General features: G+C 74.0%; 18 protein-coding genes. 5 read left to right on the forward strand and 13 right to left on the reverse strand.

Features of this window, described 5'->3' with window-relative positions; all coding sequences use genetic code 11:
• Positions 1-14: 14 nt before the first annotated feature.
• On the reverse strand, positions 15-1,667 hold the full coding sequence (locus ACFC0B_RS14065; protein ID WP_376086035.1) for a hypothetical protein: 1,653 nt from the start codon (positions 1,665-1,667) through the stop codon (positions 15-17).
• A gap of 107 nt (positions 1,668-1,774) precedes the next feature.
• The gene (locus ACFC0B_RS14070; protein ID WP_376086036.1) at positions 1,775-2,032 is read right to left on the reverse strand and encodes an SCO4848 family membrane protein; all 258 of its coding nucleotides are present in this window, start codon (positions 2,030-2,032) and stop codon (positions 1,775-1,777) included.
• A gap of 174 nt (positions 2,033-2,206) precedes the next feature.
• Between ACFC0B_RS14070 and ACFC0B_RS14075 the strand changes: the two genes are divergently transcribed.
• On the forward strand, positions 2,207-3,391 hold the full coding sequence (locus tag ACFC0B_RS14075) for a D-alanyl-D-alanine carboxypeptidase family protein (RefSeq protein WP_376086038.1): 1,185 nt from the start codon (positions 2,207-2,209) through the stop codon (positions 3,389-3,391).
• A 22-nt stretch (positions 3,392-3,413) separates the two neighbouring features.
• Here the strand turns inward: ACFC0B_RS14075 and ACFC0B_RS14080 are convergent, their stop codons facing one another.
• Both ACFC0B_RS14080 and ACFC0B_RS14085 read right to left on the reverse strand, forming a co-directional pair.
• Entirely contained in the window at positions 3,414-4,370 is a 957-nt protein-coding gene (locus tag ACFC0B_RS14080; RefSeq protein ID WP_376086039.1) for a YihY/virulence factor BrkB family protein, read from the reverse strand.
• 48 nt (positions 4,371-4,418) lie between these two features.
• A complete protein-coding gene (locus ACFC0B_RS14085; RefSeq protein ID WP_376086041.1) occupies positions 4,419-5,426 on the reverse strand; it encodes a glycosyltransferase family 2 protein in 1,008 nt (335 codons plus the stop codon).
• A gap of 150 nt (positions 5,427-5,576) precedes the next feature.
• Between ACFC0B_RS14085 and ACFC0B_RS14090 the strand changes: the two genes are divergently transcribed.
• Entirely contained in the window at positions 5,577-9,152 is a 3,576-nt protein-coding gene (locus tag ACFC0B_RS14090) for a CDP-glycerol glycerophosphotransferase family protein (protein ID WP_376086043.1), read from the forward strand.
• A 230-nt stretch (positions 9,153-9,382) separates the two neighbouring features.
• A complete protein-coding gene (locus ACFC0B_RS14095; RefSeq protein ID WP_376086045.1) occupies positions 9,383-11,923 on the forward strand; it encodes a CDP-glycerol glycerophosphotransferase family protein in 2,541 nt (846 codons plus the stop codon).
• Here ACFC0B_RS14095 and ACFC0B_RS14100 read toward each other — a convergent pair.
• The 6 genes from ACFC0B_RS14100 to ACFC0B_RS14125 form a co-directional block, all read right to left on the reverse strand.
• Entirely contained in the window at positions 11,908-12,402 is a 495-nt protein-coding gene (locus tag ACFC0B_RS14100; RefSeq protein WP_376086047.1) for a 2'-5' RNA ligase family protein, read from the reverse strand. The genes ACFC0B_RS14095 and ACFC0B_RS14100 overlap by 16 nt on opposite strands.
• Before the next feature lie 56 nt (positions 12,403-12,458).
• Positions 12,459-13,499: a tryptophan--tRNA ligase gene (gene trpS, locus ACFC0B_RS14105; RefSeq protein WP_376086049.1), complete on the reverse strand. Its 1,041-nt coding sequence runs from the start codon at positions 13,497-13,499 to the stop codon at positions 12,459-12,461.
• 30 nt (positions 13,500-13,529) lie between these two features.
• Positions 13,530-14,855: a hemolysin family protein gene (locus tag ACFC0B_RS14110; protein ID WP_376086050.1), complete on the reverse strand. Its 1,326-nt coding sequence runs from the start codon at positions 14,853-14,855 to the stop codon at positions 13,530-13,532.
• Between the two features lie 107 nt (positions 14,856-14,962).
• Positions 14,963-15,955: a malate dehydrogenase gene (locus ACFC0B_RS14115; RefSeq protein WP_376086052.1), complete on the reverse strand. Its 993-nt coding sequence runs from the start codon at positions 15,953-15,955 to the stop codon at positions 14,963-14,965.
• Between the two features lie 202 nt (positions 15,956-16,157).
• Entirely contained in the window at positions 16,158-16,577 is a 420-nt protein-coding gene (locus tag ACFC0B_RS14120; RefSeq protein WP_376086053.1) for a DUF3017 domain-containing protein, read from the reverse strand.
• A gap of 44 nt (positions 16,578-16,621) precedes the next feature.
• A complete protein-coding gene (locus ACFC0B_RS14125) occupies positions 16,622-17,476 on the reverse strand; it encodes a bifunctional methylenetetrahydrofolate dehydrogenase/methenyltetrahydrofolate cyclohydrolase (RefSeq protein ID WP_376086055.1) in 855 nt (284 codons plus the stop codon).
• A gap of 562 nt (positions 17,477-18,038) precedes the next feature.
• On the opposite strand from ACFC0B_RS14125, the gene ACFC0B_RS14130 reads away from it, so the two are divergent.
• Positions 18,039-18,803: an RDD family protein gene (locus ACFC0B_RS14130; RefSeq protein ID WP_376086056.1), complete on the forward strand. Its 765-nt coding sequence runs from the start codon at positions 18,039-18,041 to the stop codon at positions 18,801-18,803.
• A gap of 95 nt (positions 18,804-18,898) precedes the next feature.
• Here the strand turns inward: ACFC0B_RS14130 and purH are convergent, their stop codons facing one another.
• On the reverse strand, positions 18,899-20,479 hold the full coding sequence (gene purH, locus ACFC0B_RS14135; RefSeq protein ID WP_376086058.1) for a bifunctional phosphoribosylaminoimidazolecarboxamide formyltransferase/IMP cyclohydrolase: 1,581 nt from the start codon (positions 20,477-20,479) through the stop codon (positions 18,899-18,901).
• On the reverse strand, positions 20,476-21,135 hold the full coding sequence (gene purN, locus ACFC0B_RS14140; RefSeq protein WP_376086060.1) for a phosphoribosylglycinamide formyltransferase: 660 nt from the start codon (positions 21,133-21,135) through the stop codon (positions 20,476-20,478). The genes purH and purN overlap by 4 nt, the downstream gene beginning before the upstream one ends.
• Before the next feature lie 344 nt (positions 21,136-21,479).
• Between purN and ACFC0B_RS14145 the strand changes: the two genes are divergently transcribed.
• Positions 21,480-22,130: a hypothetical protein gene (locus tag ACFC0B_RS14145; RefSeq protein WP_376086061.1), complete on the forward strand. Its 651-nt coding sequence runs from the start codon at positions 21,480-21,482 to the stop codon at positions 22,128-22,130.
• 6 nt (positions 22,131-22,136) lie between these two features.
• Here ACFC0B_RS14145 and ACFC0B_RS14150 read toward each other — a convergent pair whose 3' ends face one another.
• Complete coding sequence (locus tag ACFC0B_RS14150; protein ID WP_376086063.1) at positions 22,137-23,555, reverse strand: DUF6350 family protein; 1,419 nt, start codon at positions 23,553-23,555, stop codon at positions 22,137-22,139.
• Positions 23,556-23,665 lie beyond the last annotated feature (110 nt).

The following is a 23,665-nucleotide window of genomic DNA, read 5'->3' on the forward strand; positions in this document are numbered from 1 at the left end:
CGGGCTGTCCGGGCTCAGCGCAGGACGCCGAGGTCCTTGGGGTTCGCGAGCCCGCGGTAGGTCAGCAGGTGCCGGTCGGCGGTGACGGCCCACAGGTCGGGCACCGTGTCGCCGTCGCCGTCACCGGAGCTGCCGAGCGCCGGGTAGGCGTCCACGGTGAAGCCGGTGGCGACCACGCCCGCCGAGGGGTCGGCGAGGGCGGCGAAGTCGAAGGTGCCGTCGGCCAGCTTCGGGATCGGGTACGCGTGCAGCGCGCCGGTGGCCCGCTCGCGGGCCCAGAGGGCGAGGTTGCCGGCGGCGTCGGGGCCGGGGGCGACCAGGTCGTAGCCGGTCCAGGAGCCGCCGGTGGTGAGCTTGCGGGCGGCGGGGAGCCAGGACCGCAGTCCGGGGTCGGGGAACAGCCAGAGGTCGCCGTTCTCGACCGTCAGCAGCGCGGAGTTGGGCTTGCCGTTGAGCGAGCCGAGGGCCACCAGCTGGTCGGCCTTGCTCCAGTCGTCCGCGAAGTCGGCCGGGCAGGCGGCCGGCACGTCGGCGGCGTCCACGCAGCGGAAGGGCCTGTCGACCGTGCTCGGGCGCTGCGAGAAGGCGCCGGCGTCGTCGTTGTAGTGGAAGTACAGCACGGACGACCCGGGCTCGTGCGTCAGCACGTCGTCCATCGGGGCGTGGCCGCGCCAGCCGCGGTGGACGACCTGGACACCCGTCCACGAGGTCTGGTTGGGCGCGGCCTGCGCGGCGACCACGGAGGTCGGCGTGGTGTCGCCGGCCGCCGCGCTGATGATCTGCAGGTTTCCGGCGGTGTCCGGCAGCAGGATGTCCGGCACCCCGTCGGCGTCGACGTCCCCGGGCGCCTGCGGCGGGTTGGGGTTGGAGGGGGCGTAGAAGGTGTAGGTCGCGGTCTGGCTCACGTTGCCCGCGTTGTCGACGGCCTCGACGGACAGGATGTTGGTGCCCCACTGCGGGACCCGCAGGGCAAGGGTCGCCGTGCCGTCCGGACCGGGCTTGACCGTGCCGTCCGCGCAGCCGCTGGACACCCCGATGGTGCCGTTGAGCGCGTAGCGGAAGCAGGCGGTGCCCGAGGCCTCGCCGCCCGCCGGGGCGGGGTCGGTGGCGGTGAGGACGAAGGTGCCGGTCTCGCCCGCGTACTTGGTCGCGGTCCGGCCGGAGCCGGACTCCGGGAAGTCCGTGGAGGAGACGGCGACCCGGGGGGCCGCCAGGTCGACGCCGAAGTGGCAGTCCGGGGAGGGCGCCGAGGTCCGGTGGCCCTGCAGCGCGCGGGCGTTCCAGGCGTAGCGGTGGCCGTCGGCCAGGCCGGGGACCACCGTGGTGGCCGTGCCGCCGGACGCCTCGGCGGTGGCGCCGAAGGCGGCCGTCCCGGTGGTCAGGTCCTTGACCGAGAAGCGGGCGGAAAGGGTGCCGGCGGTGCGCGAGGCGACCGTGGCCGACAGGGTGGGGCCGCCGGGGGTCAGGCCGATCCAGCCGGGCGCGGTGGTCCGGTCGCAGGCGTCGCCCGCGGTGCCCGCGGAGAGGTTCCGGGGCTGCGGGGACGCGGTGGTCCCGGTGACCCGCGGGCCGTACCCGTGGGCGGAGGCCGCCGGTGCGGCGAACAGGCCGGCCGTCAGCGCGACGGCGACGGCGCCGCCGAGCCGGCGAAGGTGAGCAGGCTTCATGGAGTACCCCCCTGGGTCGTCAACGCGATCGAACGAAGATTCGATCGCGGTCGATCGACAGGGATCCTCCCAGGACACCCCGGGCCCCGGCAACCAGGTAAAACGCGTCAGCCGGCGGCGGTTTCCCGACGCGAGGCGCGCAGGCCGCGGACGCCGATGGCGCCGATCGCGAGGCCGAGGACGAAGGAGGTCACGGCGAGCAGCAGGTGGACCCAGAAGAAGGCGGTGGGCTGGGAGTGGTCGCCGCCGGTGAAGGCCTGGCCGCCGGAGTCCTTCCACAGGTTCTTGACGAAGGTGGTCCAGATGATCATGGACCAGACGCCGAAGGCGGTCAGGAACCAGGAGGTGCGGCGGCTCAGCTTCATGGGGTGGTCCTCGGTGCGGCGGGGAGGTGAAGACGGTGTGCCCTCCCAGTATGCGGGGGCGTCCGTTCGGCGTACGGTGGGGCCCTCCTGCGGCCCGGACGGGCAAGGGGGCGGACGGCGGGGGCCGGGACTGGGTACCGTCTGGTGGTGCCCACTTGCTCGAAGCTCGCACGTTTGCTCGCCGCGCCCGTCGCGGCGCTCCCGCTCCTGATCGCCGCCCCGGCGGCCGTCGCGGCCCCGTTCGAGCCGCCGCCCCCGCAGGCCGTGGTCGGCGGGGAGCGCCTGGGGCTCCCGGGGGTCCAGGTGAGCCCGCTGGCCGGCGCCCCGGCACTGCCGGGGGACCTCACCGGACAGTCCTGGATCGTGGCCGACGCGGCGTCGGGAGAGGTGCTCGCGGCCAGCAACCCGCATCTGCGCCTCGCCCCGGCGTCCACCCTGAAGATCCTCTTCGCGGACACCGTGCTGCCCAAGTTCGACCGCGACACGGTCCACAAGGTGGCGCCCGAGGAGATCCAGGGGATCGGCGCCGGCAGCAGCCTGGTCGGCATCAAGGAGGACCTGGACTACAAGGTCGAGGACCTCTGGCGCGGGGTGTTCCTGAGCTCGGGGAACGACGCGGTGCACGTCCTCGCGCACATGAACGGCGGGGTGCAGCGGACCGTCGTCGAGATGCAGGCGCGGGCCGAGGCGCTCCAGGCCCGGGACACCAGGGTGGTCTCGCCGGACGGCTACGACTCGGACGGCCAGGTCTCCTCGGCGTACGACCTCACGCTGTTCGCCCGGGCGGGGCTGCGCAACCCGGACTTCCGGACGTACTGCGCGACCCGGGACGCGATGTTCCCGGGCGCGGTCGACAAGAACACCGGGCAGCGCGGCAGCTTCGGGATCGCCAACACCGACCGGCTGCTCGGCAAGTACCCCGGTCTGATCGGGGTGAAGAACGGTTTCACCACCAACGCGGGCTCGACCTTCGTCGGCGCCGCCGAACGCGGCGGGCGCACGCTGCTGGTGACGGTCATGCACCCGTCCAGCTATCAGAAGGTCTACGACGAGACGGCCGCGCTGCTGGACTGGGGGTTCGCGGCGGCCGGCAAGGTCACCCCGGTCGGGAAGCTGGTCGAGGAGGGCGAGACCGTCGCGCCGACGCCGACCGGCCAGGCCGGCGGCGCGGCCGGGGCCCCCGCCCCGCCGCCGCACCCCACGCCGAGCGCCTCCGCCGAGCCCGCCGCGCGCGCGGACGGGGACGGCGGCGGGGACGGCATCGGGCCGGTCGGCTGGGCCGCCGTCGGGCTGGCCGTGGCGGCGGGCGGCGCGGGCGTCCTGCTGCTGATCGGCCGGCGGCGGGCCGCCGGCGGGTGATCCGGCGCGCGCGGGCCCGGTCTCAGTCCTCCTGGGGCCGGGCCCTCGGCGTGTCCCGGGGCGGCTCCTCCGCGGACTCCCGGTCGGCCTCCTCGATCATCGCCCGGGCACGCTCCCGGGCCCGGTCCCGGGCGGCCGCCGGGTCGGCGGTGGCGGTCCAGGCCACGCAGAACATCAGCAGCCGGCAGACGAAGTTGATCCAGAGCAGCAGCGCCACCGGGACGCCGAAGGCGCCGTAGAGGCTCCGCCCGGCCACCGAGCCGAGGTAGGAGGAGAGCAGGATCTTCAGCAGCTCGAAGCCGACCGCGCCGATCAGCGCGGCCTCCAGGACGTCCCGCCGGCGCTGGTGGCCGATCCGCGGGAAGGGTGCCAGCAGGTAGGCGAAGAGCAGCATGTCCGAGCCGACCGCGATCAGCAGGCCGGCCGCGGTGAGCAGGTAGCCGGCGGAGCCGAGGCCGAGCCAGTCGGCGATCCGCCCCGCCAGCGTGGTGCCGGCCGCCGAGGCGCCGAGCGAGACCAGCGAGACCGCGCCCAGGCCGCCGAGCACCACGAAGTCCCAGGCCTTGCGCAGCAGCGGGTTGCCCTCCTCGTCGGGCAGCTGCCACAGGTCCCGGATCGAGGTGCGCATGGTGTCCACCCAGCCGAGCCCGGACAGCACCAGCAGCACCCCGCTGACCAGGCCGACCGCGCCGGCGTTGGCCACCAGCGAGGGCAGGTTGAGCGCGTCCGAGATGCCGGGCAGCTGGTCGGAGATGCGGTGCTGGATGTCCTCGACCCGGCTGTCGCTGAGGGTCGCGACGGCGATCGCCAGCGCCACCGTCAGCAGGGGGAAGAGCGCGAGGAAGCCGAAGAAGGTGACCGCGCCGGCCAGCCGGTTGCCGCGCAGCGCGGAGAAATGCTCGTAGGCGCGGTACGGGCGGCTGCGCAGCACCCGCGCGACGAGCGGGCCGATCACCGGAAGACGGGTCAGGAAGTCCACCGTCCGGTTATACCCGGGGATCCCCCGAACGGCCGTCAGGCTCGGCCGCTACGCCGCCTGGCGCCGGACCATCCGCCGGGCCCTGGCCAGCGCCCGGACCGCCTGGTAGGCGGTGTACCGGCCGTGGCCGAGCAGTTCGGTGCGCAGCCCGGCCACCCCGCCGCCCGCCCGGTAGCCGGCCGGGCGCAGCCGGGCGCAGTGCCGGGCGGCACGGCGGAAGAACTCCCGGCGGTCGCCGGGCGGGATCCGGCCCGGCCGGGAGACCACGGTGTTGAGGTGGTGCAGCATCCGGCCGTAGACCACCGGGCGCCAGCGCTCCAGGTCGGGCCGGCCGTCCAGGAAGGCGAAGACCAGGTCGTACTGGCCGAAGACGTCGAAGTGCTTGCGGCTGGCGGTGGCCAGGATGTTGCCGCCCTCCTGGCGCTGCCGGTAGTGGACGCCGACCCGGTCGAGCAGGGTGATGCTCCGGGCGGCGAGCAGCGCCGGGTACGTCCAGGGGGTGTCCTCGTAGTAGCCGGCCGGGAAGGTCAGGCCCTGGGCGGTGACGAAGTCCCGGCGGTAGGCCTTGTTCCAGACCACCTGCAGCAGTTCGAGCAGGTCGGGGCGGTCGGCGAGGTCGAAGACCTCCCGGGAGGGGGCGCCGAAGACCTTGGCCGAGGCGGCCCGGACGATCCGGCCGTCGGCGTAGGTGCGGGCGTAGTCGTAGACCAGGAGGTCCGGGTCGCCGCCGGCCGTGAGCCGGTCGTCCACCGCCTTGAGCAGACCGGGGGTCAGGGTGTCGTCGCTGTCCAGGAAGAGCACGTAGTCGCCGGTGGCGACCTCCAGGCCGGCGTTGCGGGCCCGGCCGAGGCCGACGTTCTCCGGCAGGTGCAGCACCCGCACCCGGGCGTCGCGGCCGGCGGCCTCGTCGAGCAGGGCGCCGCAGCCGTCCGGGGAGCGGTCGTCCACCGCGATCAGCTCGAAGTCCGGGCCGTCCTGGCCGAGCACCGAGGCGAGGCACTCGGGGAGGTACTCCTCGACCCGGTAGACGGGGACGATCACACTGAAGCGGGGCATGGCCCCCAGGGTAGTGGGGGCGGTGGAGCGGGGGCTCCGGGGGTCCGTGGGCCGGACGGTAGGATCGACGGGCACGTACGCACCGATCAAAGTGCGGCCAGACCCCGAACCGGGCTGCCACGCTCCTCCAGAGAAAGGCCTGCGTAGCCGATGGCTCCCCGCCTCTCCATCGTCGTCCCGATCTACAACGTCGAGCGCTACCTCGTGGAGTGCCTCGACTCGATCGCCGCCCAGACGTTCACGGACTTCGAGTGCGTCATGGTCGACGACGGTTCGAAGGACAACAGCGCCGCCCTCGCCGAGGCGTACGCCGCCAAGGACTCCCGCTTCCGGCTGGTCCGCCAGGTCAACAAGGGCCTCGGCGCGGCCCGCAACACCGGTATCCGGCACATCGACCCGGACGCCGAGTTCCTCTGCTTCGTCGACAGCGACGACTCGATGCCGCCCAGCGCGTACGAGCTGATGATCAACACGCTGGACGAGACCGGCTCCGACTTCGCCACCGGCAACGTGCTCCGGTTCCGCGCGATCGGCTACTACCAGTCCGGCGGCCACAGCCGTCCGTTCGCCAGGACCGTGCTGAAGACGCACGTGACCGAGATCCCCTCGCTGGTCACCGACCGCACCGCGTGGAACAAGGTCTACCGCCGCTCCTTCTTCGACGCGGCCGGCCTGATCTACCCCGAGGGCATCCTGTACGAGGACGCCCCGGTCAGCGTGCCGCACCACTACCTCGCCAAGAGCGTGGACGTGCTCTCCGAGCCGATCTACCACTGGCGCGAGCGCGAGGTCGGCGAGATGTCGATCACCCAGATGCGCACCAACCCGAAGGGCCTGATCGACCGCGTCACCTCGGTCGAACTGGTGCGCACCTGGCTGAAGAAGCAGACCGAGCCGCGCTTCGCCGAGTACCTGAAGTCCTACGACGAGAACACCCTCGTCGAGGAGATCCCGATGTTCTTCTGGTCCGTCGTGGACGGCGACAAGGAGTACCGGGACGCCTACATCCGCTGCGTCAGCCGGCTGCTGCGCGCGATCGGCCCCGAGCAGGTCAAGAAGCTGCGCGCGCCGCTGCGCCTGAAGTACCACCTGACCCTCCAGGGCCGGATCGACGAGTTCGTCGAGCAGATCAAGTACGAGGGCGAGAGCAACGGCGGCGTCGTCGCCAAGGGCCTGCTGCGCCCGTACGCCGACTACCCGTTCCTGCGCGGCGGCCGCAAGAGCGTGCCGCCGGGCCTGCTCAGCCTGCGCAACTCCACCGTCATCCGCAGCCGGCTCTACGAGTCGCGCTGGGAGGGCGGCCGGCTGCGGCTGGACGGCCACGCGTACCCGGAGCAGCTGGGCGCGGCCAACAAGCACGACATGGTCCGCACGCTGGTGCTGCGCGAGGCCAAGGGCCGCCGGGTCATCGCGGTGCCGATGAAGACCACATACAGCCCCGAGGCCACCGCCACCAACCACCACGACCTCTACAACTGCGACTGGGCCGGCTTCACCGTCGCCCTCGACCCGGCGAAGCTCAAGCACCGCGGCCAGTGGAAGGACGGCAACTGGCGCGTCCTGGTCGCCGGCGCGGGCAAGGGCGGCGTCTACAAGGGCCGGATCTGGGCCGGCTGGGCCGACAGCGCGGCCTACCTCCCCGCGCACTGGGTCGAGCCGGACGTGCGGATCGTGCCGTTCGTCCGCGACGGCAGCGTCTACCTGCGGGTGGAGAACGTGCGGGTCCGGGTCACCGGGCTCGCCTCGCAGGGCGGCACCGTCGAGGTGTCCGGCGCGGCCCACTCCGGCGTCCGGCTGTCCGGGGCGCGGCTGCGGCTGACCCACGTCGAGTCGGAGCGCGAGCTGTCCTTCCCGGTGTCCGCGGGCAGCCCGGCCGGCGGCCTGCAGTCCTTCAGCGCCTCCTTCCCGATCGCCGAGCTGACCGCGGTCCGCGAGAGCTGGGCCGAGCTGGACCCGGTCGCCGAGGAGCGCGCCCGCGACCGCTGGGACACCACCCTGGAGCTGACCGACGGCACCTCCGTGCCGCTGGCCTGGGACGACCGGAACGCGCCGGAGCAGCTCAACCTGGTGCTCAACGCGGGCGCCGAGCCCGTGCTGCGGCGCGCGCTCTACACCAAGCCCTCCCCCGGCGGCTACCTGCAGTTCCTGGACCAGCTGCTGCAGCCGGTCGTGCACGAGGTCACCTCGCGCGGCACGGACGGCTTCCTGCTCAGCGGCACCTTCCCGCTGCCCGGCACCCACCGCTGGGAGATGGTGGTCCGCCACCACTGGGGCGACGAGCAGCACATCTACCCGGTGGAGATCGCGGACGGCCGCTTCCGCACCGCGCTGCCGGCCGTGCCGACCGCGTCCTTCGCGGGCAACGTGCCGCTGGCCCAGGGCGGTTGGAACGTCTCGTTCCGGCCGGTCGGCGTCGCCTACCACCCGGACATGGCCTCCTACGCGCTGATCGCCCCCGAGTGCTGGGAGACGCTGCCGCTGGAGGTGGAGGCCCGCGGCAAGCGGATCGTGCTGGAGCGCCGCCACCACGACGGCCTGCAGCTGGAGTCGGAGAACATACTGCTTCCGGAGGAGCGCAGCGGCTGGCGCCAGCGCCAGCTGCGGACGGTCGACTACCCGGCCGCCCGTCGGCTGCCGCTGCGCGACACCGTGCTCTACAACGCCGCGCTCGGCGGCCTGTACGCGGACTCGCCGCGGGCGGTCCACGAGGAGCTGGTGCGCCGCGGCCTGCCGCTGGAGCACCTGTGGGGCACCGACGACCTGCAGGCGGACCTGCCGCAGTCGGCGGGCTCCGTCCGGCTCTGGAGCCCGGAGTGGTTCGAGGCGCTGGCCACCGCGAAGTACGTCGTCACCAGCGCGCACCTGCCGGACTTCTTCGTCCGCCGGCCCGGCCAGATCGTCCTGCAGACCTGGCACGGTTCGCCGCTGAAGCAGCTCGGCCACGACTTCGAGAAGGTCTGGTTCACCGACGCGAACTACCTCAAGGGCCTCGCCCAGGAGGTTCCGAACTGGAGCATCCTGCTGGCCGGCAGCACCTGGGCGGCCCCGGTGCTGCGCCGCGCCTTCGCCTTCAAGGGCGAGATCCTGGAGAGCGGCCTGCCGCGCAACGACGTGTTCTTCTCCCCCGACAAGGAGAAGACCGCCGAGCGGGTGCGCGAGCAGCTCGGCCTGCCCGAGGGCAAGAAGGTCGTGATGTACGCCCCGACCTGGCGCGAGGACCGGCGCCGCCACTACGGCGGCTACCAGCTGAACCTCCAGCTGGACCTGGAGGCGGCGCAGGCCGCGCTGGGCGACGACCAGGTGCTGCTGGTCCGCCGGCACACCAGCGTCCGCGAGCAGATCGAGAGCGCCGGCAACGGCTACGTCTGGGACGTCAGCAGCTACCCGGACATGAACGAGCTGCTGCTGGTCACCGACGTGCTGGTGACGGACTACACGGCGTCGACGTTCGACTTCGCGGCGACCGGCAAGCCGATCCTGTTCTTCACCTACGACCTGGCGCACTACCGCGACAACCTGCGCGGTTTCTCGCTGGACTTCGAGGCGGACGCGCCCGGCCCGCTGCTGGCCACCTCCGAGGAACTGGTCGCGGCGCTCGGCCGGGTGGACGAGGTCGCCGAGGAGTACGCCGGGAAGTACGCGGCGTTCCGCGCGAAGTACTGCGACCTGGACGACGGCCGTGCCGCCGCCCGGGCCGTGGACGCCATGCTGAGCCGCGAGGCCTGACCGGCCCGCCCGCCGGTGCCGGAGGCGCCCGACGCGAACACCGCGCCGGGCGCCTCCGGCGTTTCCGGGCGGCTTCCGGACGACTTCCGGACGGCTCCGCGCGCCATTCCGGAATTTCGAACAGAAGTTTCCGAAGGGAACTCACCGACTAATTTGCAGGACATTACAGAATTGACCTCGGATGCTTTTCCGGGTGAGATGGAAATTCTCGCCGAGAAAGGTCCGTGGAAATGGCTGTCCTCACCCGGTTCGTCCTCCCGCACGCCGCGCCCCGCTTCGGCGACGCCCGTTTCGGCGCCCCGCTGCCGGGCGAGGAGGGGAACGCCGCCTTCGGACTGCTGCGCGCCCGCTGGACCGGCCGCGGCCTCGAACTCACCGGCTTCGCCCGCCCCGACGACCGGTCCACCGCCCGCCCCGGCTCCGCCTGGACCTGGCTCACCCTGCGCCGCGACGACCGCCAGGTGCCGGTCCACGTCCCCACCCGCCCCCGCCGGCTCCCCGAGGTCACCGACGACAGCGCCCAGCCCGAGCACAACCACGACTGGGCCGGCTTCACCGCCCTCGTCGAACCGCGCCGGCTGCGCGCCGCCGACGGCTGGCTGCTCGGCGACTGGAGCGTCGAGGCCACCCTGTTCACCCTCCCCCGCCCCACCCGGCTGCGCCGCCAGTACGGCGGCCTCGCCCCGCACTGGTGCGGCTCCGGCGAGTACCCGCCCGCGCGCTGGGTGGACCACGACGTCCGCCTCCTGCCGCACTTCGCCGACGGCCGGCTCGCCCTGCGGCTGGAACGCCCCGCCGTCCGCCTCACCCGGGCCGTGCCCGACCCCGACGGGATCGGCCTGCACCTCGCCACCGCCGACCCCGGCCAGGCCCGCACCGTCCTGCGGCTGCGCCACCGCGAGAGCGGAACCGTCCGCACCGAGCCCGCCCACCGCACCGGACGGACCGTCACCGCACGTCTGCCGTATGCCCTGTTCACCGCCGACGGCCGCGGCGCCGGCGAGCTGGAGCACTGGGACGCCGAACTCGTCGACCCCGACGGCGCCGTCGACCGGCTCGTCCTGGACGAACGCGGCGCGCCGGTCACCGGCCAGCACCCGCTGCCCGGCGGCGCGGACCGGGTGCTGCACCTCAAACACCTCGCCGACGGCCGGCTCCAGCTGTGCGTGCGGCCCGCCGCCGGCTGGATCGAGCGGCTCACCCCCCGGGCCGGCGGCTTCGACCTCGCCGGCCGCTGCCCCGCGCCCGGCCCGCTCGACCTCGTCCTGCGGCACAGCGGCAGCGGCACCGAGGTCCGCCACCCGGTCCGGCTCGGCCCCGGCCTGCGGTTCACCGTCCGGCTGCCCGCCACCCGCACCGGCTCCGACGGCACCGCGCTGCCGCTGCGCAAGGGCCTGTGGGAGGTCTCGCTGCACCCCGCCGGCCGCCCGGGCCCGGCCCGCCCGCTGACCGCCGCGCCCGCCGTCCTGGCCGCGCTGCCCGCCGCCACCCTGGCCGGCGGCAAGCGGATCGTGCTGGAGCGCCGCTGGCACGACACCCTGGTGCTGGACTCCACGCCCGTCCTCAGCCCCACCGAGCGCAGCGCCTGGACCCAGGCCCGCCAGCGCACCGCCGGCTACCCCGCCGCCCGCCGCGAGCCGCTGCGCGAGGCCGTGCTGTACGACGTCTTCGGCGGCCGCGGCTACGCCGACTCACCGCGCGCCGTGCACGCCGAACTCGCCCGCCGCGGCACGCCGTTGGAGCACCTGTGGGTGGTCGACGACGCCCAGGCCGAGCTGCCGCCCGGGGTCCGCGCGGTCCGGGTCTGGAGCCCCGAGTGGTACCGGGCGCTGGCCACCAGCCGCTACCTCGTCGGCAACACCCACTTCCCGGACTTCCTGCAGCGCCGCCCCGGCCAGGTCGTCGTCCAGACCTGGCACGGCGCCCTGCTCAAGCGGATCGCCCACGACGTCGACAACCCCTGGCTCGCCGACCACGGCTACCTCGCCTCCCTCGACCGGGAGACCCCGCACTGGAGCCTGCTGCTCTCCCCCAGTCCGTTCGCCACCCCGATCCTGCGCCGGGCCTTCCGCTACCGGGGCGAGATCCTGGAGTCCGGCTACCCGCGCAACGACGTGCTGGCCCGCCCCGACCCGCGCCGGGCGGCCGCCGTCCGCCGCCGGCTCGGCATCCCCGAGGGCCGCCGGGTGGTGCTCTACGCGCCGACCTGGCGGGAGGACCGGCCGCGCCCCGACGGCGACGGCTTCCGGCTCGACCTGCGGCTCGACCTCGACCGGGCCCGGCGGGCGCTCGGCGGCGACCACGTCCTGCTGCTGCGCCCGCACGCGCACGTCCGCGAGCCGCTGACCGGCACCGGGGACGGCTTCGCCGTCGACTGCGCCGACTACCCGGACGTGCAGGAGCTGCTGCTGGTCGCCGACGTGCTGGTGACCGACTACTCGTCGATCCTGTTCGACTTCGCCATCACCGGCCGTCCGGTGCTGTTCTTCACCTACGACCTGGCGCACTACCGGGACAGCCTGCGCGGCTTCGCCTTCGACTTCGAGGCGCAGGCCCCCGGCCCGCTGCTGGACGACTCGGCCGCGCTGGTCGCGGCGCTGCGCGAGGTCGCCGACACCGGGGGCGCCGTGCCCGCCGGGTACGCCGAGCGCTACCGGCGCTTCCGGGCCGTGCACTGCGCGCTGGACGACGGCGCCGCCGCTTCCCGGGTGGTCGACCGGATGCTGGAGCTCGGCGGCGCGGCCGGGCGCGCCGGTCAGGAGAAGCCGTAGGCCCGCCAGGGCCGCCAGACCTCGTCCGCGTCGAACCGGGAGAGGCCGAACCCGGGGACCGGGAAGGCCGCGTGGAAGGACCGGGCCTGCTCGTGGGCCTGGTCCAGCACGTCGTCCGCGAGTCCGTGCGCCACGGTCACGTGCGGGTGGTACGGGAAGGCCAGCTCCCGGGCCAGCGGGCCGGAGCGGATGTCCGCCTCCAGCAGCCGGCACTCCCGCTCGCCCTCCTCGACCCGGACGAACACCACCGGGGAGACCGGGCGGAAGCTGCCGCTGCCGCGCAGCACCATCCGGAACGGCCGGTGCGCGGCGGCCACCGCCGCCAGGTGCTCCTCGATCTTCGGCAGCGCCTCGGCCGGCACCTCGGTGGGCGGCAGCAGCGTGACGTGCGTGGGTATCGACCGGGCCAGCGGATCGCCGTGCCCGGCCCGCGCGTCCTGGATCGCCGCGCCGTACGGATCCGGGACGCTGACGGACACGCCGATGGTGAGGGTCTCCGGGAGACCCCCACCACCGGGCAGGCTCGTCAGCGGAGTCACCGCTTGGCGGCCGGGAGGAAGCCGATCCGGTCGTACACCTGGGCCAGCGTCTCGGACGCCACCGCGCGGGCCTTGTCGGCGCCCAGCGCCAGGACGCGGTCCAGCTCGGCCGGGTCGTCCAGGAAGGTCCTGGTGCGCTCCTGGAACGGCGTCACCCACTCGGTGAACAGGTCGGCCAGCTCGGTCTTCAGGGCCCCGTACATCTTGCCCTCGAAGTGCGCCACCAGCTGCTCGATCGACTGCCCGCTCAGCGCGGAGTGGATCCGCAGCAGGTTGGAGACGCCGGCCTTCTCCTGCTCGTCGTAGGAGACCACGGTGCCGGTGTCGGTGACGGCGCTCTTGAACTTCTTGGCGCTGGCCTTCGGCTCGTCGAGCAGGCTCACCAGGCCCTTGGTCGAGGACGCGGACTTGCTCATCTTGATGGCCGGGTCCTGGAGGTCCTGGATCTTGGCCGTCTCCTTGAGGATGTACGGCTTCGGGACCGTGAAGGTCGGGCTGTAGCGGGTGTTGAAGCGCTCCGCCAGGTCGCGGGTGAGCTCCACGTGCTGGCGCTGGTCCTCGCCGACCGGGACGGCGTCCGCCTGGTACAGCAGGATGTCGGCGACCTGGAGGATCGGGTAGGTGAACAGGCCCACCGAGGTGCCGGCGGCGCCCTGCTTGGCCGACTTGTCCTTGAACTGGGTCATCCGGGAGGCCTCGCCGAAGCCGGTGAGGCAGTTCATCACCCAGCCCAGCTGCGCGTGCTCGGGCACGTGCGACTGGACGAACAGGGTGCAGTGCTCCGGCTCCAGGCCCGCGCCGAGCAGCTGGGCGGCGGAGATCCGGGTGTTCTGGCGCAGCGTCGCCGGATCCTGCTCGACGGTGATCGCGTGCAGGTCGACGACCATGTAGAAGGCGTCGTTCTCCTTCTGCAGGTCGACCCACTGGCGCACCGCGCCCAGGTAGTTGCCGAGGTGGAACGAGCCGGAGGTGGGCTGGATGCCGGAGAGCACCCGGGGACGGTCCTTGACCGGACCGGTGACCGCTGCGTTGACCATGCGGGCCATTGTTCCAGTTCCACCGACCGGTCAGGAAACCTCCGGCCCCGGCGGTTGAGCCAGTGTGACCGCACTCACCCCGACCCGGGCGATCCGCCGGCCCTCCAGCTTGGCCACCGTCAGCAGCACCTCCACGCCGGGACCGGCCGGGATCCGCACCCGGTCGCCGTCGGCGGGCAGCCGGCCGAGCGCGGCCACCAGGCAGCCGGCCACCGTCTCGTAGGGGCCCTCCGGAAGGGTGGCGCCGGTCTCCTCGGCGAAGTCGGCCAGGTTGAGCAGGCCGTCGAGCTCCACCCCGCCGCCGGCCAGCCGCCGGGTGGGCGCGGGTTCGGGCGTGTCGTACTCGTCGCGGATCTCCCCGACGACCTCCTCCACGAGGTCCTCCAGGGTGACGATGCCCGCGGTGCCGCCGTACTCGTCGACCACGATGGCCAGGTGGTGGCCCTCGCGGCGCATCTCGCCCATCGCCTCCAGCACCCGCTTGGTGCCGGGCAGCAGCTTGACCGGGCGGGCCAGGTCGCGGACCTTGGCGGCCCGTTCGCCGCGCGCCCCGTACAGGTCGCGGACGTGCACGAAGCCGGTCACCGCGTCGTAGCTGCCCTCGATCACGGGGTAGCGGGAGTGCGGCGAGGAGTCCGCCTGGGCGCGCACCTCGGCCAGCGGGCGCTCGGCGTCCAGGAAGGTCACCTCGGTGCGCGGGACCATCACCTCGCGCAGCTGGCGCTCCCCGGCGGCGAACACGTCGGCGATCAGCGTCCGCTCGTCGCTGCCGAGTTCGGTGTTGGCGGCGACCAGGCCGCGGAGCTCCTCGGAGCTCATCGAGCCGCGCCCGGCGCTCGGATCGCCGCCGAGCAGCCGGACCATCAGGTCGGTGGAGCGGCCGAGCAGCCAGATCGCCGGGCGGAGCACCACCGACATGACGTCGACCACCGGGGCGGCCAGCACCGCGATGGCGTCGGCCCGCTGGAGGCCGATCCGCTTGGGGGTGAGCTCGCCGAGCACCAGCGAGACGTAGCTGATCACCAGGGTGAGGCCGACCAGCGCGGTGGCGTCGGCGACGCCCTCGGAGAGCCCGGCCCGCACGAACAGCGGGGCGACCTTGCCGGCCAGCGTGTCGGCACCGAACGCGGCGGAGAGGAAACCCATGCACGTGACGCCGACCTGGACGGCCGCCAGGAAGCGGTTCGGGTCGGCCGCGAGGTGCGCGGCCCGGGCCGCCCGCCGGGTGCCGCGCGCCTCCAGCGTCCGGATCTGGCCCTCGCGCAGCGAGATCAGCGAGATCTCGGCGACGTTGAACAGACCGCCCAGGACGATGAAGACGAGGACGAGCGCGGCGTCCTCGATGGTTTCGCTCACAGCGGGTCAGTGTAGGACCGGCCGGCACCCGGGGGCCGGTCCCACGACGGCCCGCCGCCCCCGGGAAGGGGACGGCGGGCCGTCGTGGGGCGCCGGGGCGCGGCGGCTCAGATGAGGCCGAGCTCCTGGACCGCGTCGCGCTCCTCGGTCAGCTCCTTGACCGAGGCGTCGATGCGGGCGCGCGAGAAGTCGGAGATCTCCAGGCCCTGGACGATCTCGAACTTGCCGTCCTTGGTGGTGACCGGGAAGGAGGAGATCAGGCCGGCCGGGACGCCGTAGGAGCCGTCGGAGACGACGCCCATGGAGGTCCAGTCGCCCTCGGCGGTGCCGTTGACCCAGGTGTGCACGTGGTCGATGGCGGCGTTGGCGGCCGAGGCGGCCGAGGAGGCGCCACGGGCCTCGATGATGGCCGCGCCGCGCTTGGCGACGGTCGGGATGAAGTCGTTCTCCAGCCAGGCCTGGTCGCTGCCGACGGCCTCGAAGGCCGGCTTGCCGGCGACCTCGGCCTGGAAGATGTCCGGGTACTGGGTGGCGGAGTGGTTGCCCCAGATGGTGACGCGCTTGATGTCGGAGACCAGGGCGCCGGTCTTGGCGGAGAGCTGGCCGACCGCGCGGTTGTGGTCCAGGCGGGTCATCGCGGTGAAGCGCTCGGCCGGCACGTCCGGGGCGTTGCGCTGGGCGATCAGGGCGTTGGTGTTGGCCGGGTTGCCGACGACCAGGACCTTGATGTCGTCCGCGGCGTGGGCGTTGATCGCCTTGCCCTGCGGGCCGAAGATGCCGCCGTTGGCCGACAGCAGGTCGCCGCGCTCCATGCCGGCGGTGCGCGGACGGGCGCCGACCAGCAGCGCGACGTTGGCGCCGTCGAAGGCCACGTTCGGCTGGTCGGTGATGGTGATGTCGCGCAGCAGCGGGAACGCGCAGTCGACGAGCTCCATGGCGGTGCCCTCGGCGGCCTTGAGACCCTGCGGGATCTCCAGGAGGCGCAGGTTCACCGGGACGTCGGCGCCGAGCAGGTGGCCCGAGGCGATGCGGAAGAGCAGCGCGTAGCCGATCTGGCCGGCGGCTCCGGTGATGGTGACGTTGACGGGGGTGCGGGTCATTTCTACCTTCTCCAGCAAGATCGCCAGGTGCCCCAGGCACGTTCGGCGCGCCGGAGCCGCGGACGGTCTCTCGACATCGAGAGAACCGGCGTCAGGGTATCGCAAAGGGAAGCGTACGCCTCGGGCGAGGTCGTGACTGGTTGGTCACAGACGATGACGGCCCCCGCCCCGGACCGGGGCGGGGGCCGTTCGGCGGCGCGCGCTAGCGGCGCGGCCGGCCGATCAGCTGGCCGATATTGTCCAGCAGCGGCGGGTCCAGCCACGGATTGGGTTGGGCCATCAGGGTCAGCAGCACGATCGAGACGCCCAGGAAGGTCAGCACGATCACGTCGGTGAAGCGGCTGCGCACCGCCAGCATGCCGACCTCCGGCAGGATCAGCCGCAGCAGCGCGCCGAGCAGCACCCCGCCGCCGACGATCAGCAGCCCGTACTTGAAGCCGTCCTTGAAGTCGGCGAACCAGGTGACCGCGAGCCCGGCGCCGACCACCAGCAGGACCACCGTTATCGGCCACTGCCGGACCGGCAGCGCGTGGTCGCGCCCGAGCGCGGCCGCCGATCCCTCGGGAGGGATGGTGCCGGTGGTCTTGACGGGCCTGCGCCGGGTCCGCCGCGGTTCGGTCATGGCTTCCCGTCCTTCGGGATCGTCGTTCGTCGATCGGGGGTGGGTCAGACGCCGGCGCGGCGCTCGGCCGCCACCACGATGTTGTTCAGCAGCATGGCGCGGGTCATCGGGCCGACGCCGCCGGGGTTCGGGGAGATCCAGCCGGCCACCTCGGCCACGCCCGGGTGGATGTCGCCGACGATCTTGCCCTCGCTGCGGCTGACGCCGACGTCCAGCACGGCCGCGCCGGGCTTGACGTCCTCCGGCTTGACCAGGTGCGGCACGCCGGCGGCGGCCACGATGATGTCGGCCTGGCGCAGGTGGTGGGCGAGGTCACGGGTGCCGGTGTGGCAGAGGGTGACGGTGGCGTTCTCGCTGCGGCGGGTGAGCAGCAGGCCGATCGAGCGGCCGACGGTGACGCCGCGGCCGACCACGACCACCTCGGCGCCGTCGATCGGCACGTCGTGGCGGCGCAGCAGCTCGACGATGCCGAGCGGGGTGCAGGGCAGCGGGCCCTCGATGCCGAGCGCGAGGCGGCCGAGCGAGGTCGGGTGGAGGCCGTCCGCGTCCTTGTCCGGGTCCATCAGCTCCAGGACCGGGTTCTGGTCGAGGCCCTTGGGCAGCGGCAGCTGGACGATGTAGCCGGTGCAGGTCGGGTCGGCGTTGAGCTCGCGGACGACGTTCTCGACGTCCTCCTGGGTGGCGGTGGCGGGCAGCTCGCGCTGGATCGAGGCGATGCCGATCTCGGCGCAGTCCCGGTGCTTGCCGTTGACGTACCAGCGGCTGCCCGGGTCGTCGCCGACCAGGACGGTGCCGAGGCCGGGCACGACGCCCTTCGCCTGGAGGGCCGCCACGCGGGCGGCGAGTTCGGACTTGATCGCGGCCGCGGTGGCCTTGCCATCGAGAATCTGGGCAGTCATGGATCCATTCTCCCGGATCCGGACCGGGTTCCGTGCCACCGGTCCCGGGGCGGAGGGAGCCGGCGGCGCGGCGGCGGCCGGGCCCGCGGCGGGACGGCGGCCCGGCGGTGGCGGGACGGTGCGGGAGGTGGACGAACGGGCACGGAACGTCCTGGCCGTATTGCGGTTGCGCCACAGTCCGGCGCCACGCGCGGACGCGGCTGGACAGGCCCCCGCCGGGCGGTCGACGATATGCGGGCATTCCCCGCCGCATCCGGCCCGGTGACGGGCCGACGGACAGACCCGGCGGGGGCGTACCCGGGGGAAGAGCGAAGTGAGCCGACCAGACCGCACCGCGCCGACGACCGACCGACGACGCGGCACGCCCCTCACCGGCGGGCCGTCCCGGCTTCCGTTCGTCCGTTCCCCACGGCCCTGAGCGGGGACGCGCACCCGGTCGCACCCGCTCCCGGTGTCAGTGCGCTCCGCTAACGTCCCGTCCGACCGGCCGTGCGATCCGCCGGTCCGTTCCGGGTCCTCCGCTGTCCCGTCCCCCTGTGTCCCCATCTGCCCGGAGGCATTGATGAGCTACCCGCCCGACCCGAACAACCCGTACAACCAGCAGCCGCAGCAGCCCCAGCAGCCGCCGCAGCCCCCGCCCGGGTACGGCTACCCGCAGCAGCAGCCGCCGGCCGCGGGCTACGGCTACCCGCAGCAGGCCCCGCCGGCCGCCGGGTACGGCTACCCGCAGCAGCAGCCGGCGTACGGGTACCAGCCGATGCCGGGCACCCTCCAGGCGAACAACGGCTACATCAACATCGCCCAGCTCGGCACGGTGAAGATCGCGTCGATGGGCCAGCGCTTCGTGGCCCGGCTGATCGACGGTCTGGCGGTCGGCGCGGTCATAGCCCTGGTCATGGCGCTCGGCCTGGCCGGTTCGCTCGGCATCGTCAAGGACACCGACGACTGCAGCCAGTACTCCTACGGGACCGTCTCCTACGACGACTGCCTCCAGCAGCAGACCGACGCCGCGACCGGCCTCGTCGCCACCATGATGATCATGATCGGCGTGCTGGCGCTGTTCAACCTGCTCTACGAGTGGCTGATGGTCTCCTTCGTGGGCGCCACCCTGGGCAAGATGGCCATGGGTCTGCGCGTGGTCAAGGAGAGCACCGGCCAGACCCCGGGCCTGGGCGGCGGCTTCATCCGCTTCATCATCCCGATCGTCGGCGCGTTCCTCTGCTACATCGGCGCGCTGCTGGTCTACCTGTCGCCGTTCTTCGACAACTCCGGGAAGCTGCAGGGCTGGCACGACCGTGCCGCCGGCACCCTGGTGATCAAGAAGTAGCGCGTACGGCGGAGCGGCCCGCCCCCCCTCGGTGGAGGGGGACGGGCCGCTCCGTCGTTCCGTCGGCCGGTCGACGGACCGACCGGTCGGCGGAATCAGTGGAAGAAGTGCCGGGTACCGGTGAAGTACATGGTCACCCCGGCCTCGGCGGCGGCCGCGATCACCTCTTCGTCGCGGATCGAGCCGCCCGGCTGGACGATCGCCCGGACACCGGCGGCGATCAGGATCGCCGGGCCGTCCGCGAAGGGGAAGAAGGCGTCGGAGGCCGCGTACGCGCCCTTGGACCGCTCGCCGGCCCGCTCGACCGCGAGCTTGCAGGAGTCGACCCGGTTGACCTGGCCCATGCCGACGCCCACCGAGGCGCCGTCCTTGGCCAGCAGGATCGCGTTGGACTTGACGGCCCGGCAGGCCCGCCAGGCGAAGGCCAGCTCGGCCAGCTCGGCCTCGGACAGCGCCTCGCCGGTGGCCAGCGTCCAGGTCGCCGGGTCGTCGCCCTCGGCGTGCACCCGGTCGGCGTCCTGGAGCAGCACGCCGCCGGAGATCGGGCGCACCTCCTGGCGGTTGGCCGGGGCCTCGGGGGCCAGCAGCACGCGCAGGTTCTTCTTGCGGGCCAGCACCTCGACGGCGCCGTCCTCGTAGCCGGGGGCCACCACGACCTCGGTGAAGATCGGGGCGATCTGCTCGGCCAGCGCCACGGTGACCGGGCGGTTGACGGCGATCACGCCGCCGTACGCGGAGACCGGGTCGCACTCGTGCGCCTTGCGGTGCGCCTCGGCGACGTCGGCGCCGGTCGCGATGCCGCACGGGTTGGCGTGCTTGATGATCGCGACCGCCGGCTCGGCGTGGTCGTAGGCGGCGCGGCGGGCGGCGTCGGTGTCGACGTAGTTGTTGTACGACATCTCCTTGCCGTGCAGCTGCCGCGCACCGGCCAGGCCGCCGCTGCCGTCGGTGTAGAGCGCGGCGCCCTGGTGCGGGTTCTCGCCGTAGCGCAGCACGTTCTGGCGCTCGAAGGCCGAGCCGAGGAAGGCCGGGAACGCGTCCTCGGTCTCGGTGTAGCCCGAGGCCTCGAACCAGTTGGCCACCGCGACGTCGTAGGCCGCGGTGTGCGCGAAGGCCTGGGCGGCCAGGCGCTTGCGGGTCAGCAGGTCGAAGCCGCCGCCCTGGACGGCGGTGAGCACGTCCTCGTAGCGGGCCGGGTCGACCACGACGGCCACCGAGGGGTGGTTCTTGGCGGCGGCGCGGACCATGCTCGGGCCGCCGATGTCGATCTGCTCGACGCACTCGTCCGGGGTGGCGCCGGAGGCGACGGTCGCCTTGAACGGGTAGAGGTTCACCACGACCAGGTCGAAGGGCTCGACGCCCAGCTCGACCAGCTGCGCGCGGTGCGACTCCAGCCGCAGGTCGGCGAGCACGCCGGCGTGCACGCGGGGGTGCAGCGTCTTCACGCGCCCGTCCAGGCACTCCGGGAAGCCGGTCAGCTCGGAGACCTCGGTCACCGGGACGCCCGCGGCGGCGATCCGGCCCGCGGTGGAGCCGGTGGAGACGATGGCGACCCCGGCGGCGTGCAGGCCCTGGGCCAGCTCCTCCAGACCGGTCTTGTCGTACACGCTGATCAGGGCGCGGCGGATCGGCCGGACGTTCTCGGAGACGGGAGTGGTGGTGGGGGCGGCGCTCATGCCGGAATCCATACCTTTCGGTCCTCGATGCGGTGACCCTCGCGGGCCAGCCGGCCCACGACGTCGACGAGCAGCTTGCGCTCGACAGTCTTGATGCGCTCGTGCAGCGCCTCGCCGCCATCGGCGTGGTCGGCGTCGAGGACCTCCACGACGCCCTGCGCGATGATCGGCCCGGTGTCGACGCCGGCGTCGACGAGGTGGACGGTGCAGCCGGTGACCCTCACCCCGTACGCCAGGGCGTCGGTGACGCCGTGGGCGCCGGGGAAGGAGGGCAGCAGCGCGGGGTGGGTGTTGACGATCCGCCCGGCGAAGGCCGCGATGAACTCGGGGCCGAGGATCTTCATGAAGCCGGCCGTGACGACCAGGTCCGGCCGGTACCCGGCCACGGAGGCGGTCAGCGCGCGGTCCCAGCCCGCACGGTCCGGGTGGTCCTTCACCCGGTGCACGAACACCGGCAGCCCGGCGCGCTCGGCGCGCTCCAGGCCGGCGATGCCGTCGCGGTCCGCGCCGACGGCCAGGATCTCCGCCCCGTACGCGGGGTCGGCGGCGGCGTCGAGCAGCGCCTGGAGGTTGGTACCGGAACCGGAGACCAGCACCACCAGACGGGCCGGTCCGGGCGTGCGGGGCGGGAAGAGCTGAGCGGGGGCGGCGGCCACTGCGCGATTCTCCGTAGGTCGGTCGCCGTACGCTGGTACGTCCACCGGCGGTGGGGCCACTACGAACGGCAGGTCGAGCGAGGGGGAACTCCTGGAGAACCCGCCGCGACGCGGGCGCCCGGGGAACCCGTGGGAGCTGCTGACCGTCACCACCATAACGGCTGGTCGGACGGCCTCCGAAACACCGTCGGGGGCTACGCGCGTAGCTGAGACGGGGATCTCGCCGGTCCCCGGCGGGCCCCGACCGGCTCGTCCCGGACGCGCCCGGAGCCCCCACGAGGGCCTGCGGGATCATAGGGTGGCGCGGGCACCCGCCCCACCGACCGAGAAGGAATGGCCGAACCATGAGCAGCGGTGACGACACCGGCGAGCGCAACCCCTTCGCGCCGCCGCCGGCGGATGCCCCCGACCAGCCGTGGCGACCGCGCGCTCCCCACCCCTCCGACGGCTCCGACCGCCCCGAGGGCCAGGACGGCGACCCGGACGAACGCCCGCTCGTCCCGCCGCCGCACCCCTGGAGCCCCGGCTACCAGGGCGGCGGCTGGCACCCCCGGCCGCCCGCGCCGCAGCCGCCCCGGCTCGACCCGACCGACCCCGCCCAGCGCAAGGCCCGCAACGCCGCACTGGCCGGCATGGGCGCGCTGGTCTGCGCCTTCGCCTCCCTGCACTACGTCGCCCTGTTCGTCGGCGCGCTCGCCATCGCCTGGGGCGTCTCCGCCATGCGCGCCCCCAAGCCGGCCCCCGCCGCCGACGCCGCGGCCGGCACCCCGGCCCCCGTCGCCGCCGCCACCCCGAACCCGCTCACCCCGGCCGCCCTGGCCGGCATCCTCACCGGCGCCATGACCGTGGTCTTCGTCTCCTCCGTCCTCGGCCTGGCCCTGTACTACAACGACTACGTCACCTGCGTGCAGGACTCCCTCACCGCCAGCGGCGCCGACGGCTGCGAGCGGCTCGCCCCGCAGTGGTACGTCGACATCACCAAGCAGAGCGAGTAGACCCGGTCAGCGGGCCCGGCCGGCGCCGTCCGCGCCGGTCCCGCCCTCGGGGATCCCGCCTTCGGGGGTACCGTCCCGGAGGCCCGACAGGCGGGTGACGGCCCGGTGGGCGCGGATGCGCAGAAGGAGCGCGCCCCGGCGCGCGGGCAGGGCGAGCGCCTTCGGGGCGAGGGGGACGCGGACGCCGGGTTCGCGCAGGAGGTGGAAGCGGGCCAGCAGGGCGGTCGGGGCGGCGACGGCCGCCGTCCAGACCGCCGCGGCCAGGCCCGTCCACCACGGCATCGGCCCCAGCCAGGCCATCCGGCCGGCCGCCAGCGCCCCGCCGGAGAGCCCGCCGAGCCCCGCCGCCGCGACCCCGACCAGCAGCGCGGCCGCCACCGCCGCCACCGCGGTGGCCGCCGGCGGCCACGGGCCGGGCCGGCCGGCCCGGCCGAGGACGGCCGCCCGGCCCAGCACCAGCCCCGGCACCGCACCCGCCAGGGCCGGCAGCACGCACACCACCAGCCGCCAGCCGCCCGCACCCGGCTCCGGGAACAGCGCGAACAGCGGGAACTCCGGCACCGGCCCCAGTACCGTCCGCACCGGCGACACCACCGCCCCCTCCCCCGCCGCGAACCCCGGCCCGAGCGCGTACGCCGCACCCCACAGCACCGCGTTCGGCAGCAGCACCAGGCTCACCAGCAGCACCCCCGCCACCGCCGCCGGCCCGCCCGCGAACACCCCCGGCACGCCACTCGTGGACGCCGCGGCCAGCACCGCGGCCCCCGCCACCACCAGCCCGCCGGCCGCCAGCAGCCCGGCCCCGGCCGCCTGCGCGGCCACCCGGACCGCCACCGCGCCGCCCGTCGGCCGGACCGGCTCCGGCAGCCGCGCCAGCGCCCGTTCCAGCAGACCCGTCACCGCCGGGACCACCGCGCGCCCCCGCGCACCGGCCGCCACCGCCGCCCCGGCCACCAGCGCGACCACCGCGAGGTCCGGCAGCACCCGGGCCCGGAACTCCCCCGCCCCCGCGCACTGCGCCACCACCGCGCACCCCACCGCGCAGTAGCCCGCCCACACCGCCCGCGCGCCGCTGCGCCCCGGACGCCCCGCACTCCGCGCCGCCACCCGGCCCGCCGCCCGGGACAACTGGCCCGCCGCCAGCAGGCCGAGCAGCAGCGGGGTGATCGACAGCGGCGCCTCCGCCGCCCCGCGCAGCACCGGCGCGCCGTGCCCGAGCAGCCAGAGCGCCGCCGCCAGCCGCAGCGCCCCGGACGCTCCCGCGTCCGCGTTCGGCGTCGCCACCCAGAGCCCGAGCACCGGGACGGTGACGGCGCAGAGCCCGAGCAGGGCCGTCCGGACCCCGGCGAGCAGGGCGGACAGGACGGGCCTGGCCCCCAGTTCGCCCGGCGCTCCCAGAATCGGACGACCCGTCAGCTGCGTCATGGCCCACATCGTGCCAAGGCGACTCGCCATGCTCCGTGAAGAGGCAAACCGCCGGGGTGTCCCAGATTATTGGCTTATGCGCATTTTCAGACCATGCCCTTTTGCTGCCG

Origin of the sequence: Kitasatospora sp. NPDC056184 (assembly GCF_042268405.1) — a bacterium.
In the GTDB taxonomy this organism is placed as follows: domain Bacteria; phylum Actinomycetota; class Actinomycetes; order Streptomycetales; family Streptomycetaceae; genus Kitasatospora.